Genomic DNA, 16350 nt, shown 5'->3' with positions numbered 1-16350 from the left:
AAGCGCACCCCGCCTTCGTCACGAGCGGTCCTACTTGATGCCGAGCTCGGTGCAGGCGGCCTGGGTGGCGGCCACGCAGATCTCGGAGGCCTTGACGAAGCCGGCGTCCACGACGACCTTGACCTTGTCGCGGGTGATCAGCTGCGAGGTGAGGAGAACGGACTTCACGTCGCGGCTCGCCTTGGTGTCCTTGGTGACGCCGGAGGCCAGCTTGTCAGCGCCCGCGGTGTCGCCCTTGGCGAGGAAACCGGCCAGCTTGGCAGCCGCCTCGGCCTCTTCCTTGATCGGCTTGAAGACGGTCATGTACTGGTCCTTGAGCAGCACGGCCTGCAGGCCGTCCGGGGTCGCGTCCTGACCCGTGACCGGCACCTTGCCGTTGAGGCCGACCTTCTTCAGCACGGTGATGATCGCGCCGGCGAGGCCGTCGTTCGCGGCGACGACGCCGTCCACCTTGCCGCCGTTGCCGGTCAGGATCTGCTCGAAGACCTGACCACCCTTCTGGTTGTCCCAGTCGTCGATCGGCTGCGACTGGACGAGCTTGAGCTTGCCCGAGTCGTACAGCGGCTTGAGGATCTTCTTCTGGCCGTCCGCGAAGAGGGTCGCGTTGTTGTCCGTCGGCGCGCCCTCGATCTCGATGACGTTCGCGCCCTGCGGGGCGTCCTTGAGCGCGTCGGCCAGACCCTGGCCCTGCAGCTCGCCGACCTTCACGTTGTCGAACGACACGTAGTAGGACGAGGTGCCACCGGTGTTCAGGCGGTCGTAGTCGATGACCTGGATGCCCTGGGCCTGCGCCTTCTTGGCGACGGAGGCACCGACCTCGCTGTTGGGCGTGGCGATGATCAGGACCTTGACGCCGTTGTTGATCATGCCGTCGGCGAGGGTGCTGAACTTCTGGACGTCACCCTGGGCGTTCTGGATGTCGGGGTCGAGACCCTCGGCCTTCAGAGCGGCCTCGAGGAGGGGCTTGTCGAAGCTCTCCCAGCGGGCGGAGGTCTTGGTCTCGGGCAGGATCACGCCGACCTTCGCGCCCGTGCCGCTGCCAGTGCTCGTGTTGGTGCTGCCTCCGGTGTTGGAGGACGTGTTGGCGCCGCATGCCGAGACTGCCAGGGCGAGGCCCGCGGTCACGGCGATGGAAGCGAGAGTCTTGCTGCGCATCCGCCATCCCTTTCACTGCGCTGTGTCACAGAGAATGTTGTGGCGCACAACGTATGCCTGACATATGCGTGACCGGAACCACACTGGATCGATTAAGTCGCAACGATGCGGTAACCGTGGCGAAATTTAGTCACTGAGAGTCGTGAGAGCGTTACCACCGCGCTACGGATTACAGCGGCGACAGATCGGACATCGCCCGCGGCGAACACTCGACGGCTACCTGCTGGACACCCCTAGGTTGGGTGCATGACCGTGGACAAGGAAGCCGCCGAAAGGCTGGCGAACTCGTTCGGCGCGGAGGCCGCACGCTACGACCGCACTCGTCCGGCGTACCCGGAGGCGTTGATCCAGAAGCTCGTCGCCGCGAGCCCCGGCCCGCGGATCGCCGAGGTCGGGTGCGGCACCGGCGTGCTGTCGCGGCAGCTCCAGGCGGCGGGGCTGGACGTGCTCGGCGTCGAGCACGACGAGCGCATGGCGGAGTTCGCCCGTTCCACGGGAGTGCGCGTCGAGGTGTCGAAGTTCGAGGCCTGGGACCCGGCCGGCCGCGAGTTCGACGCCGTCGTCGCCGGGCAGGCGTGGCACTGGGTCGACCGCGAGGCGGGTCCGGCGCAGGTCGCGCGGGTGCTGCGGCCAGGCGGGGTGTTCGTGGCGCTCTGGCACGTGTTCGCGCCGCCGGACCCGATCGCCCAGGCCTTCGCCGACGCGTACCAGGAGGTGGAGCCGGACGCCCCGGTGCGCGTCGGCCACTCCCGTGACGAGGCGTTCGATTTCTACCGGGCCGGGTGCGTGAGCACGGACGAGGCGTTCGTCGGCACGGGCGCGTTCACCGACGCCCAGCCGTGGCAGGCGAGCTGGCAGCAGGACTACACGACCGCCGCGTACCTCGACCTGATCCTCACCACGGCGCCGATCTCACTGCTCGGCGCCGAGCAGACGACCGAGCTCCTCGCCCGCGTCGGCGGCGCGATCGACGCCCTCGGCGGCCGGTTCACCACGCACTACGACACGTTGGCCGTCGCCGTCACCCGCGACTGACCCGCCGCTCACCAGGAGCGCAGGGTCGCGATCCGTTCTTCGAGCTGCTCGATGGTGGCCATCGCGGTCGGCGGCCCGCCGCAGTACTCGCGCAACGAGTTGTGGATCTTGCCGTGCGGCTTCTTCGTGCGGTGGTGGTGCATCGCGACGAGGGTGTTGAGCTCCTTGCGCAGGGCGGTGAGGCGTTCCTGCACACCCACGGGCCTCGCCTCGCGCACGGCGACCTCGGGCTTGGGGCGTTTGGCGGCGATCGCCATCTGCTCCTCCTGCCGCTGCAGCAGCAGGGTCCGCACCTGGTCCGGCTCCAGCAGTCCCGGCAGTCCGAGGTACTCCTGCTCCTCCTCGGAGCCCGCGATGGTCGGGGCGCCGAACGACGAGCCGTCGAAGATCACCTGGTCGAGCTCGGCGGTGGTGCCCAGGGCCGTGAAGGCGCGTTCGTCCTCGCCTGGTTCGTCCTTGACCGCGTTGGCCGCGGCCATCAGCTCGTCGTCCCAGCCGTCCTTCTCGCGGTGCGGCTTGCCCAGGACGTGGTCGCGCTCGGCCTCCAGTTCGGACGCGAGCGCCAGCAGCACCGGCACCGACGGCAGGAACACCGAGGCGGTCTCACCGGGTTTCCGGTTGCGCACGAAGCGGCCGATGGCCTGGGCGAAGAACAGCGGGGTCGACGACGACGTCGCGTACACGCCGACGGCGAGCCGCGGCACGTCGACGCCCTCGGACACCATGCGGACGGCGATCATCCAGCGTTCGTTCGTCGCGGCGAACTCGGCGATCTTGCCTGACGCCTTCGGGTCGTCGGACAGGACGAGCGTGGGGATGTGGCCCGTGACGCGCTGGAGCACCTGCGCGTACGCCTTCGCGACGGTCTGGTCGGTGGCGATCACCAGGCCGCCCGCGTCGGGCAGGCCGTTCTCGCGCTTCTGCGTAAGCCTTTGATCGGCGGCGCGCAGGACGGACGCCACCCAGTCGCCGGCCGGATCCAGGGCGGTGCGCCACGCCCGCGCGGTCTGTTCCTGGGTCAACGGCTCGCCCAGGCGCGCGGTGAACTCCTCGCCCGCACTAGTGCGCCACGACGCCTCGCCCGAGTACGCCAGGAAGAGCACCGGCCGCACCACGCCGTCGCGCAGTGCGTCGGAATACCCGTACGTGTGATCGGCCTTGGACGTCTTGAAGCCGCCGGAACTTTCTTCGTACGTGACGAACGGGATCGGCGAGTCGTCCGAGCGGAACGGCGTGCCCGTGAGGCACAAACGACGCACCGCGGGCGTGAACGCCTCACGGATCGCATCACCCCACGACTTCGCGTCACCGCCGTGGTGCACCTCGTCGAGCAACACGAGCGTCTTGCGGTTCTCGGTGCGCACCCGGTGCAGCGTCGGGTGGGCGGCGACCTGCGCGTACGTGACGGCCACACCGTGGTAGTCGCGGGAGGTCATCGCGTTGGTGTTGCGGAAGTTCGAGTCGATGTGGATGCCCTGCTCGGCAGCCGCCTTCGCCCATTGGTGCTTGAGGTGCTCGGTGGGCGTCACGATCGTGACGGCCTCGATCGTCCGGTCGGCCAGCAGTTCGGCGGCAACGCGGAGCCCGAAGGTCGTCTTGCCCGCGCCCGGCGTCGCGACGGCGAGGAAGTCCTTGGGCTTGACGGCGAGGTACTTGGTCAGCGCGCGCCGCTGCCATGCCCGCAGCGGTCGCATTGCTGCTGTCGCTGTCACAGACGTGTTTCTCCTCATTTATGCAGGTCAAACATGGCAATACCCTCAGGCGGACCGTGGCCGAGGGCACTGCGACTCTACCTGTTCCGAGCGTCGATGCCGCGAAACGTGGCGGTATGCACCATGCTGGTCACTGCGATGGGTTCGCCTTCCGACAACGACGCACCACGCAGGTCCGGCCGCAAGGGGCCGCTGCGTCTACTCGCGCGCACGTTGTCGAAAGCGTGGCAGCACAACATCTTCTCAGAAGCCGCCGAGGCCGCGTTCTGGCAGACCCTGTCGTTCCCCCCGCTGCTGCTCGGCGTGCTGGGCTCGATGGGCTGGATCGGCACCTGGTTCGGTCCCGAGATCGTCCTCTCCGTGCAGGAGAAGATCATCGGGTTCACCCGGACGATCTTCAGCGCGGACGTCGTCAACGGCGTGATCGCGCCGACCGTCGCGGAGATCCTCTCGACCGGCAAGGGCGAGATCGTCTCCATCGGCTTCCTGATCTCGCTGTGGGCGGGCTCGTCGGCCATGTCGTCGTTCGTCGACGCGATCACGGTCGCCCACGGCCAGTACGGCGTGCGCAACGAGGTGTGGCAACGGTTCTTCGCGCTGCTGCTCTACCTGGTATCGCTGGTGGCACTGGTGATCGGCCTGCCGGTGCTGGCGCTGGGCCCGGACGTCCTGCCGCAGTTCTTCCCCACGTCCTGGCAGCCCTACATCGAGACATGGGTCGGCCGCTTCTACTACCCCGGCGTCGCGCTGCTGCTGGTGCTCTCGCTGTCGCTGCTCTACAAGGTCGCGCTGCCGCGAAGGCTGCCGTACCACCGCGTGCTGCCCGGCGCGGTCCTGGCGATGTTGTTCTTCATCCTGTCGTCGATCGGCCTGCGCCTGTACATCCAGTGGATCACCACTACCGGCTACACCTACGGCGCGCTGGCGACACCGATCGCGTTCCTGCTGTTCGTGTTCTTCATCGGCCTGGCCATCACGATCGGCGCGTACTTCAACAGCGCCGTCCAGGACATGTGGCCCGCGCGCATGACCCGCCGTCAGCGCCGCCGCTGGCGCAGGCTCGAGATGGAGCGCGCGGCGTCCCGCATCCGTTCCGAGGCCGCCGAGTCCAAGCAGGAGAACACGGAGAACGGCTACTCGGCACCCTCCCCGGCGGACACGCAGCTGACGTCGCCGCTGCCGGTCCAGAAGCAGTCACCGGAGACCGAGGACGAGAAGCAACGCGGCTAGGCCTGCCCGGGACAGCGCCGGCTCGAGACAGCGGCACCCGCCGTCCCGGGCCGGCCCGAGACGGCGGGTGCCGGAAAGCTCGCCGGTCTGACTACTCGTCGCCGCCGGGCGGCAGGCCCTCGTAGATCTTCTTGCAGTCCGGGCACACCGGCGAACCGGGCTTCGGCGACCGCGTGACCGGGAAGACCTCGCCGCACAGCGCGACCACGTGGGTGCCCATCACCGCGCTCTCGGCGATCTTCGCCTTGCGCACGTAGTGGAACATCTTCGGCGTGTCGTCCGAGGACTGGTCCGTCTCATCCGGCCGTACGTCGACCTCGGGGAGAGTCTGGGTGCTCACCCGCCCAGGGTACCTGGGATGATGTCCCCTCGTGACCACGCTGCAGATCGCTGATGAAGTTGCCACCGCGCTGGCCGAGAACCGGCCCGTCGTCGCTCTCGAGAGCACCATCCTGTCCCACGGCCTGCCCGCGCCGCGCAACCTGACGGTCGCCGCACGCCTGGAGAAGGTGGTGCGGGAGGCCGGTGCGGTCCCCGCGACGATCGCGGTGCTCGACGGCGTGCCGCGCGTCGGTCTGTCCTCCTCCGAGCTCGACCGCGTCTGCACCGCGGGCGACCTCGTGAAGCTCTCGCTGCGCGACCTCGGCCCGGCCTACGCGCTCGGCCGCAGCGGCGCGACGACCGTGGCCTCGACCACGGCGCTGGCCCACCAGGCCGGCATCCGCGTGTTCGGCACCGGCGGCCTCGGCGGCGTGCACCGCGGCGCGCGCGAGACGTGGGACGTGTCCGCCGACCTCGACGTGGTGGCCACGACGCCGGTGCTCATCGTCTGCTCGGGCGTGAAGTCGATCCTGGACATGGGCGCGACCCTGGAGGTCTTCGAGACCCGTTCGGTGCCGGTCGTCGGCTACCGGACCTCCCGCTTCCCGGCGTTCTACCGCCGCGAGTCGGAGTTCGACCTCTCGTGGCGCGTCGAGACCCCGGCCGAGGCCGCCGCCGTGTTCGCGGCGGGCGGTCGCGGCATGCTGCTCGCGAACCCGATCCCCGCCGCGTACGAGATGGACGCGGACCTGCACGACCGCCTGCTCGCCGAGGGCCTGCGGAAGCTCGTCGACCAGGACGTGCGCGGCAAGGACGTCACTCCCGTCCTGCTGGAGCACTTCCACACCGCGAGCGAGGGCGTCAGCCTCGACGCCAACGAGGAACTCGTCGTCAGCAACGTCTCAGTGGCCGCCGCCGTCGCCGTCGCGCTCTCCGGCGAGCAGTTCCAGTGAGGCCTGTGGTCGTCGTTGGTGACGCGGGCCTCGACGTGGTGGCCCGCCACACCGGCCCCATCGCCCACGGCGGCGACGTCCGCGCCAAGGTGACCATCGAACCGGGCGGCGCCGGCGCCAACACGGCCGTGTGGCTGGCCGCGTGCGGTGCCTCGCCGGTCCTGGTGGCCCGCGTGGGCGCCGACTCGGCGGGCCGCCAGGTCCACGCCGAACTGACCTCGGCGGGCGTCCAGTGCGCCTTCGCGGTGGACCCGGACCTCGCGACCTGCTGCGTGGTCGTCCTGGTCGACGAGCAGGGCCAGCGCTCGATGCTCCCCGACCGGGGCGCAAACGCTCGCTTCTCCCCCGCCGACCTCGACCCAGGCCTGCTCGCCGCACCCTCCGGCCACCTGCACCTCTCCGGCTACGTGCTGCTCGACGCAACCTCGCGCCCCGCCGGCCTGGCCGTGCTGGAGGCGGCTCGCGCGGCGGGCTGGACGACCTCCGTGGACCCCCAGGCCGCCGCCCTTATCCACTCGGCGGAGGCGTTTCTGGAGGACGTGCGCGGCGTCGACTTCCTGCTGCCCAACGCCGACGAGCTCCTCGCCCTCAGCGGTTCCTCGGAGCCGTCTGCGGCGAAGTCGCTGCTGTCCCATGTCGGCGCCGTGGTGATGACCTCGGGACCCGACGGCGCGACGTGGATCGATGCGGACGAGCTGGTCTCGGTCCCCGCTGAAGTCACCGAGTGCGTCGACTCGACGGGTGCCGGTGATGCTTTCGACGCGGGTTTCCTCGCGGCCTGGCTGTCGGGCGCGTCCAAGCACGACGCCCTCCTCGGCGGTGTCCGGGCGGGCTCTCGGGCGGTCAGCGTCGTGGGCGCTCAGCCGCCTCGCTAGCACGACGTGAACCGATATATCGGTCGAACTGATATATCGGTTTCGCTCGCCGCACGCCCACCTCATACATCGCTGCAGTTCAGGGCTGTTTGGCGGGGTCAACGGATGCAAAAAACGTTTGCGGACGAAGTCAAAAGACTCATTGCAAAGGCGAGACGGCGCGGGCCAGCCCTTGCAACGAGTCTTTTGCGGACGAAGTCCAAAGAGTCGTTGCAAAGGTGCGGACGGCGGTGGACGCCGGCCTGACTCGGGTGAGGTGCGGCGGTCAGCCGTCGATGACGGTGGTGCTCTTCTGGGCGATGGCGCGGCGCTCGACCTCGTACCGGCTGGCCTTCTCGGTCTTGCGCGGCGGCCGGTCGTTCGCGATCAGCACGGCCATCCACGGCAACGGCACGGACAGCACGATGAAGAACAGGGCGAGCCACCAGGTGTGAGCGAACAGAGCCGCGAGGATGAGGCACGGGAAGCGCAGGCTCATCATGATCGCGTACTTCTTGCGCCGGGCGGCGTGCTGTTCTTCGTAGGACGGGGCCGCCTCGGTGATCAACACCGGGGTGTCGTTCCGGTCGGGACTGCTCACGACACCACCTCCACGTGTCACATGGTCCCACGTCCGAGTGACGCCTGGGACAGCCGGTCGGCGGTTAACATCCGCGGGTGGTCGCCCTTGATCGCCTCGTGGACGTGCTCGGCAGTCTGGGCACGCATCTGGCCTGCGCACCGCGGGGACGCGACGCCGAACTCCGCGGGGTTGCCCTGAACGATCCGGCGGAAAACACGCCGGCGGCCGCGGGTGACGTACTTCTCGGGCTCGGGACGCCGTCGGTCGCCGCGGCGGTGCGTCTGGTGTCTTCGACCGTTGCTTCTGCGGTGGTGCTGCACGGCAGGCCGCCGCTCGACGAGCGGGTGATCGCCGCGGCCAAGAAGTCCGGTGCGGCCGTGTTGCTCGTGGATCCGTCCGTGCCGTGGAGTCAGCTGGCGAACGTCACGCAGACGCTGGTCAACGGTGGTACGCGGACCGGGGACCTGTTCGGGCTCGCCGACGTGATCGCGGGCGTGGTCGGCGGGCCGGTGACGATCGAGGACCAGCAGTCCCGCGTGCTCGCGTACTCCTACCGGCAGGAGGACGTCGACCCCGTGCGCGTGCAGACCATCCTCGGGCGGCGGGTGCCGGAGGAGGCCCGGCGGGCGCTGGACGAGTTCGGGGTGTTCACGCACCTGGCGTCGTCGGACGAGCCGATCTTCGTGCCCAAGCTGACCCCGCAGCTGGGCAACCGGCTCGTCGCCGCGGTGCGGGCCGGTCGTGAGCTCCTCGGATCGGTCTGGGTCGAGGTGACGGGGCCCGTGGACGCGGCTCGGAGTGCCGCGTTGGTCGACGGCGCGCGCACGGCGGCGTTGCACCTGTTGCGGTCGCGGGCGTCGACGGACCTCGAACGCCAGGCCGAGGCTGATCTGGTGATCAGGCTTCTCGACCAGCCCGAGTCCGCTGACGTCGCGCGCCTCGGCCTGCCGTCCGCCGACCTGCGGGTGATCGCGGTGCAGGCGCACGCGGGCGAGGGTGAGCACGGCGCGGCGGTGCTCGCGTTCCAGCGGGCCACCGCCGGCTTCGGCTGGTCGCGGCCTGGGCGCAGCGCACTGTTCGGCAACGTCCTCTACACCGTCATCCCGGCCGCCGACGACGCCGTCGCGTGGGTGCGTTCGCTGGTGCGAGAGCTTCCCGCCGAGGCGACGGTGCTGGCGGGCATCGGGGGTCCGGCCGAGGCGACTCAGTTGCCCCTGTCGCGGCAGGAAGCCGACGAATGCCTCGCGCTCTCGACCGGTGTACCGGTTGTATACGACGACGCGTGGGCGCAGGTACTGCTGCTTCGGCTCGCCGCCGTCGCCGAAGCCGGACGACTGCCCACCCGCGGACCGATATCCGACATATTGCGGCACGACGCCGACTTCGGGACGCAGTACGCGGCGACGTTGAGGGCGTGGCTCGCGGCTCAGGGCGACGCGCGGGCGGCGGCCAAGGCGCTCAACGTGCACCCGAACACGCTGCGGTACCGCATGCAGAAGATGTCCGAGGTGACGCCGCTCCCCCTCGACGATCCCGACCAACGGCTCGCGATGGCCATCGCCCTGCAGATCACCCTCCAGAACTCACGGTGAGTCCCGGGGCGTGAAAGCATCTCCACCCGTGCACCCCGATCTTTCTGTTGATCTCTGCGCTCGACTGCGTGAGGCCTTCCTCCACTCCGGCTACACCGCGGACGGCGTCGTCGACGCGCTCGGCCCGCAGGCCCACGCCGCACTCGGCCGCGGCGAACCGGAGCCCGCCCGCCGCGCGAGCAAGGACGCCGGGTCGCTCGGCACGCTGATCCGCCTGTTCCTGCTCGGCGACCAGGAGCCGGAGAAGGACGTCCGCAAGGCGCTCGACGGCGTCGACATCGACGACGCCGTCCAGAACGAGGTCCTGGCCGTCGACAAGACCGCAGGGGACTTCAGGGCCGGTCTCGACGTGCGGCCGTACGAGGACAACTGGTGGGTCATCGCCGACCTCGACTCCGACCTGCGCGGCGGAGCCGTCCCCGAGGACCACGTGCTCGGCGTCGGCCACGCGTCGATCAGCCTCGCCCGCGCGACCAAGCGCACGCCGGTCGGCACGCTGCTCGACCTCGGCACCGGCTGCGGCGTCCAGGCGCTGCACGCGAGCACGCACGCCCAGAAGATCACCGCGACCGACCTGTCCGAGCGGGCGCTGAGGCTCGCGCAGGGCACGTTCCGGATGAACGAGCTCGATGTCGAGACGCTGCAGGGCGAGTGGTTCGGGCCGGTCCGCAACCGGCGGTTCGACCACGTCGTGTGCAACCCGCCGTTCGTCGTCGGCCCGCCGCGCGTGGACTTCGTCTACCGCGACTCCGGTCTCGGCGGCGACGACGCGTCGGCGCTGGTCGTCCGGCAGCTGCCCGCGTTCCTGAACGAGGGCGGCGTCGGCCAGCTCCTCGCGTCGTGGGTGCACCGCAGGGGTGAGGACTGGGAGGAGCGCGTCTCCGGCTGGCTCCCGCGCGGCGGCATCGACGCGTGGTTCGTGCAGCGCGACATCGCCGAGCCCGCCCTGTACGTCGGCACGTGGCTCAAGGACGCGGGCGTCGATCCGCGCAGCCCCGAGGGCCGGCGGAAGGCCGCGGCGTGGCTGGACTGGTTCGAGGAGAACGACGTCCAGGGCGTCGGCTTCGGGTACGTGACGCTGCGGCGCACCGACGAGATGCACTCGCAGGTCATCTGCGAGGACCTGCGCCACGCCTACGACGACCCGCTGGGCCCGGAGGCGGCGCGCTGGCTCGACAACGTCGCGTGGCTCCGCGCGAACCCCGACCTGCTGGGGCAGCGGTTCCGGGTCGCCGACACCGTGCTGCTCGAGGAGGTCTCCGAACCGGGCGACGAGGGCTGGCGCAAGGTCGTCGCCCGGCTGCACCGCATCGACGGGCCCGGCTGGCAGCACGAGGTCGACGAGGCGACCGCCAAGCTCGTCGCCGGTTGCAACGGCGCGTTGCCGCTGGAAGACCTGCTCGCTCTGCTCGAGTTCGCTTACGGGGAAATCGATGCAGAAGCAGCGTTGCCGATCGTTCGTGATCTCATCCGGCACGGAATGCTGATTCCCGCGTGAAAGCAGTTGTGGCGCGCGTCACAGAAGCGAGTGTCGAAGTCGAAGGGGCGGTCGTCGGCGCGATCGACGAGCCCGGATTGCTGGTGCTGCTCGGCGTCCATCACGACGACACGGCCGAGCACGCGCGCAAAATGGCGCAGAAGCTGCACGGTCTGCGCATCCTCGACGACGAGCAGTCGTGTGAGTCGACGGGTGCTCCGCTGCTGGTCGTCAGCCAGTTCACGCTCTACGGGGACACGCGCAAGGGCCGCCGTCCGTCCTGGACGGCGGCCGCCCGGCCCGAGCACGCGGAGCCGTTGGTGAACGCGGTCGTGCAGGAACTACGCCAAAAGGGCGCGCGCGTCGAAACGGGACGATTCAGGGCCGAGATGAAGGTACGGAGCGTGAACGACGGTCCGTTCACGGTGATCGTCGAGCTCTGACTAAACGGTTCTCAGCCAATCCTCAGATTAGTCGCGCAACCGCTGTGACAGTGGTGACGTCTTCAGGTCATGGAAGTCGGGAACGAATTCGGAATCGTCTTCGTTACCCAGGTATCAGCCAGCTAGCGATGGGATCCCGAGCGGGCCCGCCGCAACCGGCAACCAGGGCGCAGCGCCGCGCCGCCTTGACCGCCACGCGCGACTGTTCGATCAGGAGATACAGGCCTGACCGACAGCAGCGTCGCCCGCACCAGGGGGAGGGAGATCCATGACCGTCACGAGGATCTCCGACCGTGAAGTCGGAGAGAACACGCCCGCCGTCGTCGAGCACGAACTCGACGCGCAAGGACCAGCAGCCGACCTCGTTCGAGTCTACCTGAACGGAATCGGCAAGACCGCGCTCCTCACCGCCGAAGAGGAGGTGGAGCTCGCCAAGCGCATCGAGGCAGGTGTGTTCGCGCAGCACGTCCTGGAGACGGCCAAGCGCCTCACGCCGACCCGCCGCGACGAGATGGGGGAACTCGTCCGCGACGGCCGCCGCGCCAAGGACCACTTGCTCAAGGCCAACCTGCGCCTCGTCGTGTCGCTGGCCAAGCGCTACACGGGCCGCGGCATGCCGCTGCTGGACCTGATCCAGGAGGGCAACCTGGGCCTGATCCGCGCGGTCGAGAAGTTCGACTACACCAAGGGCTTCAAGTTCTCGACGTACGCGACGTGGTGGATCCGCCAGGCGATCACGCGGGGCATGGCTGATCAGGGCCGCACCATCCGCCTCCCCGTCCACCTCGTCGAGCAGGTGAACAAGCTCGCGCGGATCAAGCGCGACCTGCACCAGACGCTCGGCCGCGAGGCGACGAACGAGGAGCTCGCGAAGGAGGCCGGCCTCAAGCCGGACAAGGTCGCGGACCTGCTCGACCACGCCCGTGACCCGGTATCGCTCGACATGCCGGTCGGCACGGAGGAGGACGCTCCCCTCGGTGACTTCATCGAGGACTCGGACGCGACCGACGCCGAGAGCGCCGTCATCTCCGGACTGCTGCAGGACGACCTGCGCCGCGTTCTCGCGACGCTGGAGCCGCGCGAGCAGGCCGTGATCCGGCTGCGCTACGGCCTCGAGGACGGCCAGCCGCGCACGCTCGACCAGATCGGCAAGCGGTTCGGCCTGTCGCGCGAGCGGGTGCGCCAGATCGAGCGCGAGGTCATGTCGAAGCTCCGCCAGGGCGAGCGCGCCGCGAAGCTGCGTGCCTACGCCTCGTAGTCCGGGGAGCGGTCACGGTCGGGTCTCACCCGACCGGCAGTATTGACTTGTGACTCAACTCACGGCACGGTCGGGCGTTACCAGAGCCACGCGACGCCCGTCGTGAGTCGGGTTAGCACGCGAAGGAAGGTCGGGACGGCCGGGGGCCGCCTCGGCCTTCCGCGTATGTGGGGCACGGAACAACGCCGTGGCCGGGGTACGTCGGTTCGATGGCGGTACGGTTTTCTGATCCGAACTGCACACCGTTGGAGTTGTGTACCCCGTGCCCACCACATTCGAGTACACCGACGTCCTCCCCCTCGCGAAGGACACCGAGACCGAGTACCGCCTCGTGACGTCCGACGGGGTCAAGCTCATCGAGGCCGGTGACCGCAAGTTCCTCGAGATCGCACCCGAGACGCTCACGCTGCTCGCGAAGGAAGCGATTCGGGACATCCAGCACCTGCTGCGCCCGTCGCACCTCGCCCAGCTGCGCAAGATCATCGACGACCCCGAGGCGTCCGGCAACGACCGCTTCGTCGCCATGGACCTGCTGCGCAACGCCGCCATCGCGTCCGGTGGTGTGCTGCCGATGTGCCAGGACACCGGCACGGCGATCATCATGGGCAAGCGCTCGGAGACCGTCCTGACCGGCGGTGACGACGAGCAGGCGCTGGCCCGCGGGGTCTACGAGGCCTACCAGGAGCTCAACCTGCGCTACTCGCAGATGGCCCCGGTGACGTTCTGGGACGAGAAGAACACCGGCACGAACCTGCCCGCGCAGATCGAGGTGTTCCACAAGCCCGGCCAGGAGCCCGTGTACGAGTTCCTGTTCATGGCCAAGGGCGGCGGTAGCGCGAACAAAACGTTCCTCTACCAGGAGACGAAGGCGGTGCTGAACCCGAAGCGCCTCGCGACGTTCCTGGACGAGAAGCTGCGTTCGCTCGGCACCGCGGCCTGCCCGCCGTACCACCTCGCGGTCGTCGTCGGTGGTCTGTCGGCCGAGCAGAACCTGAAGGTCGCGAAGCTCGCCTCCGCCCGCTACCTCGACACCCTGCCGTCGGAGGGGTCGGCGCTAGGCCACGCGTTCCGCGACACGGACCTCGAGCAGCAGGTCCTGGAACTGACGCGGAACTTCGGCATCGGCGCGCAGTTCGGCGGCAAGTACTTCTGCCACGACGTGCGCGTCATCCGCCTCCCCCGCCACGGCGCGTCCCTGCCGGTCGGCATCGCGGTGTCGTGCTCGGCCGACCGCCAGGCCAAGGCACGCATCACGGCCGAGGGCGTGTTCCTGGAGCAGATGGAGCGCGACCCGGCGCAGTTCCTGCCCGAGATCGAGGGCGAGGACCTGTCCGACGAGGTCGTGAACATCGACCTGACGCGCCCGATGCCGGAGATCCGCGACATCCTCACCAAGCTCCCGGTGAAGACCCGCGTATCTCTCACGGGTCCGCTGGTCGTGGCGCGCGACATCGCGCACGCCAAGATCAAGGAACGCCTCGACGCCGGCGAGGACATGCCGCAGTACATGAAGGACCACCCGGTCTACTACGCCGGCCCGGCCAAGACGCCCGAGGGGTACGCCTCCGGCTCGTTCGGCCCGACCACCGCCGGCCGCATGGACTCCTACGTGGAGCAGTTCCAGGCCGCGGGCGGCTCGCTGGTGATGCTCGCCAAGGGCAACCGCTCCAAGCAGGTCACCAACGCGTGCTCGTCGCACGGCGGCTTCTACCTGGGCTCGATCGGTGGCCCGGCGGCGCGGCTGGCGCAGGACTGCATCCGCAAGGTCGAGGTGCTCGAGTACCCCGAACTGGGCATGGAGGCGGTCTGGAAGATCGAGGTCGAGGACTTCCCTGCGTTCGTCGTGGTCGACGACAAGGGCAACGACTTCTTCGCGGAGACGTCGACCCCGACCCTGCAGATCAGCTTCCGCAAGTAGGTCACGTCAGCGGGGACGTCCCTGGCCCTGGGACGTCCCCGCCGTCGTCTTGGCCGGATCGGGTCGCGCCGAGCCGAGCACCACGTGCCAGCGGTCGTCCTCGACGGTCAGGGTCAGCCTCTCCTCGTACGTCCCGCTCGCCGTCCGGCCACGCAGCTGGGCGCTCGCGACGTCCGGGGCGACGTCGGACGAGATGGTCTTCTCCTCCAACTTGATGTCCTTGCCCCCGTGAGCGTCCATCCGCTGCTCGATGGCGGCGGCCGCGTCGTTGCCCGGTGTCGCCAGTTTCTCCAGCGCGGTGGTGTCGCTCGCGTTGAGAGCGATCACGTAGGCGTCGACGGCGGCGCCGGGCGACTCCGCCCCCCGTCTTCTCCCCGCCGCATCCGGCGAGCAGGCCGAAGCCGCCGAGGGCGACGATCACCCCTCGCAGGCTCCGGCCGGCGCGTGCGCGCATGGTCCTCGATTCTCAGGCGAATGTCAGCGAGGCCGGCTTCGTCGAATGGCGCCGGCGAAACGATGGTCAGCACGGCGGTCATCCGGTCTGGAAGCACGGCGGCGCACGCGAGGGCATGCGGTGCGCCGCCGGAACTCCCACGGCCGAGTGCTCACAGGTTCGGCGGCAATGGGTCAGCCGGTTTCCTCGCGGGCTTCCAGCACCAGGCGGCGGGCGCCCAGCGGCGCGTCCAGGCGGACGGTCAGCGGCACCTGGCGGACCTCCTGCGTGCACATGGTGCCGGGAGGCTGCTTGGTGATGGTGACCAGCGTGATCTGGACGACGTCGGCGGACTGGCCGGTGATCTCGGCGCGCGCCTCCTTGCAGCCGCCGCCGACGCCGAAGACCTCGATGTCGCGGCCGTCGCCGAAGACGTAGGCCTCGTCGCGGTAGGTGTCTGACAACGATGTCGTGTCGACCTTCTCCTTCGCCACGGGCGTGACGTTCGGCGGGACGACCGGCTTTTCCTCCGAGATCGAGACCGGGGGCTGGACGGGCGCGGTGGGGGTGGCGCCGGACGAGCCCGGGGTGCCGCTCGAGCCCGGCGCGGTGGTGCCCGTGGGCGCGCTGCCCGACGAACTGGAGCCGGGGGCGCTCGACTGCGTGCCGGACGAGCAGCCGACGAGCACGACGGCGAGAGCAACGGCTGCGACGGCGTTTCTCATGCGCTCCATCCTCGCAAACCGGGACAAGAAGTCCCTGTTAAATGTCCTGCGGCTTGTCCGGTCGAATGTTCCCGGACCCGCGGGTACCGAAGCGGAGATGCCCGGCCGGCGGGGCAGATGCCGGCCGGGCACCGTGGGGAGGAAGGTCTACTTCTGTTCCTGGCGCGACGTCAGCACGACCGTGCGCTCACCAAGGGGCTCGGACAGCTGCACCGTCAGCGGGGGGAAGCGGATGTCCATTGTGCACATCTGCTTGGTCAGCGGCAGCGTCTCGAGCAGCTCGATCTTCACCGTGGCAGCGTTCTGCTCCAGCACGGACGCGCTCGCCTTGCCGCATCCGCCCTCCTGGGCGATCACTCCGACGGTCTTCCCGTCGCCGACCGTCCACACCGTGCGCGGCTGGTCCGGCGGCAGGGCGTTCGTGTCGAGCTTGGTCACGGGTTTGCCGTCCGGCGGCATCTCACCGGGTGACGTGTTCGGGGGTACTTCGGAGGACGAGGTGGCGGTCGGCAGTTCCTGACCGCCACCTGCTCCGGTGCCCGCGTTCTGCGCACTGCCACAGGCCGAGATGACGAGTAGCAGGACGCCAGTGCCAACTACGGTTCCTATGTGCCTCATGGTGAGAGGACGGAACCACGGTCACAACGGGTTGCAGTGAGTT

Annotated in this window: 16 protein-coding genes; 9 read left to right on the top strand and 7 right to left on the bottom strand. The window is 69.4% G+C overall.

Features of this window, described 5'->3' with window-relative positions; genetic code table 11:
- Positions 1-30: 30 nt before the first annotated feature.
- The gene (locus tag IEY88_RS36415) at positions 31-1155 is read right to left on the bottom strand and encodes a sugar ABC transporter substrate-binding protein (RefSeq protein WP_189159466.1); all 1125 of its coding nucleotides are present in this window, start codon (positions 1153-1155) and stop codon (positions 31-33) included.
- Positions 1156-1401: 246 nt separating this feature from the next.
- Between IEY88_RS36415 and IEY88_RS36410 the strand changes: the two genes are divergently transcribed.
- Positions 1402-2190 (top strand): class I SAM-dependent methyltransferase, encoded by a 789-nt coding sequence (locus tag IEY88_RS36410; protein ID WP_189159465.1) that lies wholly within the window; start codon positions 1402-1404, stop codon positions 2188-2190.
- An 8-nt stretch (positions 2191-2198) separates the two neighbouring features.
- Here IEY88_RS36410 and IEY88_RS36405 read toward each other — a convergent pair whose 3' ends face one another.
- Positions 2199-3884: a DEAD/DEAH box helicase gene (locus tag IEY88_RS36405; protein WP_229694094.1), complete on the bottom strand. Its 1686-nt coding sequence runs from the start codon at positions 3882-3884 to the stop codon at positions 2199-2201.
- 141 nt (positions 3885-4025) lie between these two features.
- Here IEY88_RS36405 and IEY88_RS36400 point away from each other — a divergent pair, with 141 nt between their 5' ends.
- A complete protein-coding gene (locus IEY88_RS36400) occupies positions 4026-5132 on the top strand; it encodes a YihY/virulence factor BrkB family protein (protein ID WP_189159463.1) in 1107 nt (368 codons plus the stop codon).
- Positions 5133-5223: 91 nt separating this feature from the next.
- On the opposite strand, the gene IEY88_RS36395 is transcribed toward IEY88_RS36400, so the two are convergent.
- A complete protein-coding gene (locus IEY88_RS36395) occupies positions 5224-5472 on the bottom strand; it encodes a DUF3039 domain-containing protein (protein ID WP_189159462.1) in 249 nt (82 codons plus the stop codon).
- A gap of 31 nt (positions 5473-5503) precedes the next feature.
- Between IEY88_RS36395 and IEY88_RS36390 the strand changes: the two genes are divergently transcribed.
- The gene (locus IEY88_RS36390; RefSeq protein ID WP_189159461.1) at positions 5504-6406 is read left to right on the top strand and encodes a pseudouridine-5'-phosphate glycosidase; all 903 of its coding nucleotides are present in this window, start codon (positions 5504-5506) and stop codon (positions 6404-6406) included.
- Complete coding sequence (locus IEY88_RS36385) at positions 6403-7281, top strand: carbohydrate kinase family protein (RefSeq protein ID WP_189159460.1); 879 nt, start codon at positions 6403-6405, stop codon at positions 7279-7281. Before IEY88_RS36390 ends, IEY88_RS36385 begins: the two co-directional genes overlap by 4 nt.
- A 265-nt stretch (positions 7282-7546) precedes the next feature.
- Here the strand turns inward: IEY88_RS36385 and IEY88_RS36380 are convergent, their stop codons facing one another.
- The gene (locus tag IEY88_RS36380; RefSeq protein WP_189159459.1) at positions 7547-7861 is read right to left on the bottom strand and encodes a DUF3099 domain-containing protein; all 315 of its coding nucleotides are present in this window, start codon (positions 7859-7861) and stop codon (positions 7547-7549) included.
- 77 nt (positions 7862-7938) lie between these two features.
- Between IEY88_RS36380 and IEY88_RS36375 the strand changes: the two genes are divergently transcribed.
- From IEY88_RS36375 to IEY88_RS36355, 5 genes are all read left to right on the top strand, one after another.
- Positions 7939-9435, top strand: a complete 1497-nt coding sequence (locus tag IEY88_RS36375) for a PucR family transcriptional regulator (protein ID WP_189159458.1) — start codon at positions 7939-7941, stop codon at positions 9433-9435.
- Positions 9436-9463: 28 nt separating this feature from the next.
- Positions 9464-10933 carry a DUF7782 domain-containing protein gene (locus tag IEY88_RS36370; protein WP_189159457.1) on the top strand — a complete coding sequence of 490 codons (1470 nt, stop codon included), beginning with the start codon at positions 9464-9466 and terminating at the stop codon, positions 10931-10933.
- Complete coding sequence (dtd, locus tag IEY88_RS36365) at positions 10930-11355, top strand: D-aminoacyl-tRNA deacylase (protein WP_189159456.1); 426 nt, start codon at positions 10930-10932, stop codon at positions 11353-11355. The genes IEY88_RS36370 and dtd overlap by 4 nt, the downstream gene beginning before the upstream one ends.
- 268 nt (positions 11356-11623) lie before the next feature.
- Complete coding sequence (locus IEY88_RS36360; RefSeq protein ID WP_189159455.1) at positions 11624-12613, top strand: sigma-70 family RNA polymerase sigma factor; 990 nt, start codon at positions 11624-11626, stop codon at positions 12611-12613.
- A gap of 253 nt (positions 12614-12866) precedes the next feature.
- Positions 12867-14531 carry a fumarate hydratase gene (locus IEY88_RS36355; RefSeq protein WP_373294257.1) on the top strand — a complete coding sequence of 555 codons (1665 nt, stop codon included), beginning with the start codon at positions 12867-12869 and terminating at the stop codon, positions 14529-14531.
- 6 nt (positions 14532-14537) lie between these two features.
- Here IEY88_RS36355 and IEY88_RS36350 read toward each other — a convergent pair whose 3' ends face one another.
- From IEY88_RS36350 to IEY88_RS36340, 3 genes are all read right to left on the bottom strand, one after another.
- Complete coding sequence (locus IEY88_RS36350; RefSeq protein WP_189159453.1) at positions 14538-14858, bottom strand: hypothetical protein; 321 nt, start codon at positions 14856-14858, stop codon at positions 14538-14540.
- A 300-nt stretch (positions 14859-15158) separates the two neighbouring features.
- A complete protein-coding gene (locus IEY88_RS36345; RefSeq protein WP_189159452.1) occupies positions 15159-15689 on the bottom strand; it encodes a hypothetical protein in 531 nt (176 codons plus the stop codon).
- A gap of 147 nt (positions 15690-15836) precedes the next feature.
- Positions 15837-16307, bottom strand: coding sequence for a hypothetical protein (locus IEY88_RS36340; RefSeq protein WP_189159451.1), 471 nt, complete (start codon positions 16305-16307; stop codon positions 15837-15839).
- Between the last annotated feature and the right edge of the window lie 43 nt (positions 16308-16350).

This window comes from Lentzea pudingi (assembly GCF_014646255.1).
In the GTDB taxonomy this organism is placed as follows: domain Bacteria; phylum Actinomycetota; class Actinomycetes; order Mycobacteriales; family Pseudonocardiaceae; genus Lentzea; species Lentzea pudingi.
Note: the sequence above shows the minus strand (reverse complement) of the source record. Positions and strands in the feature narration are given on the sequence as shown.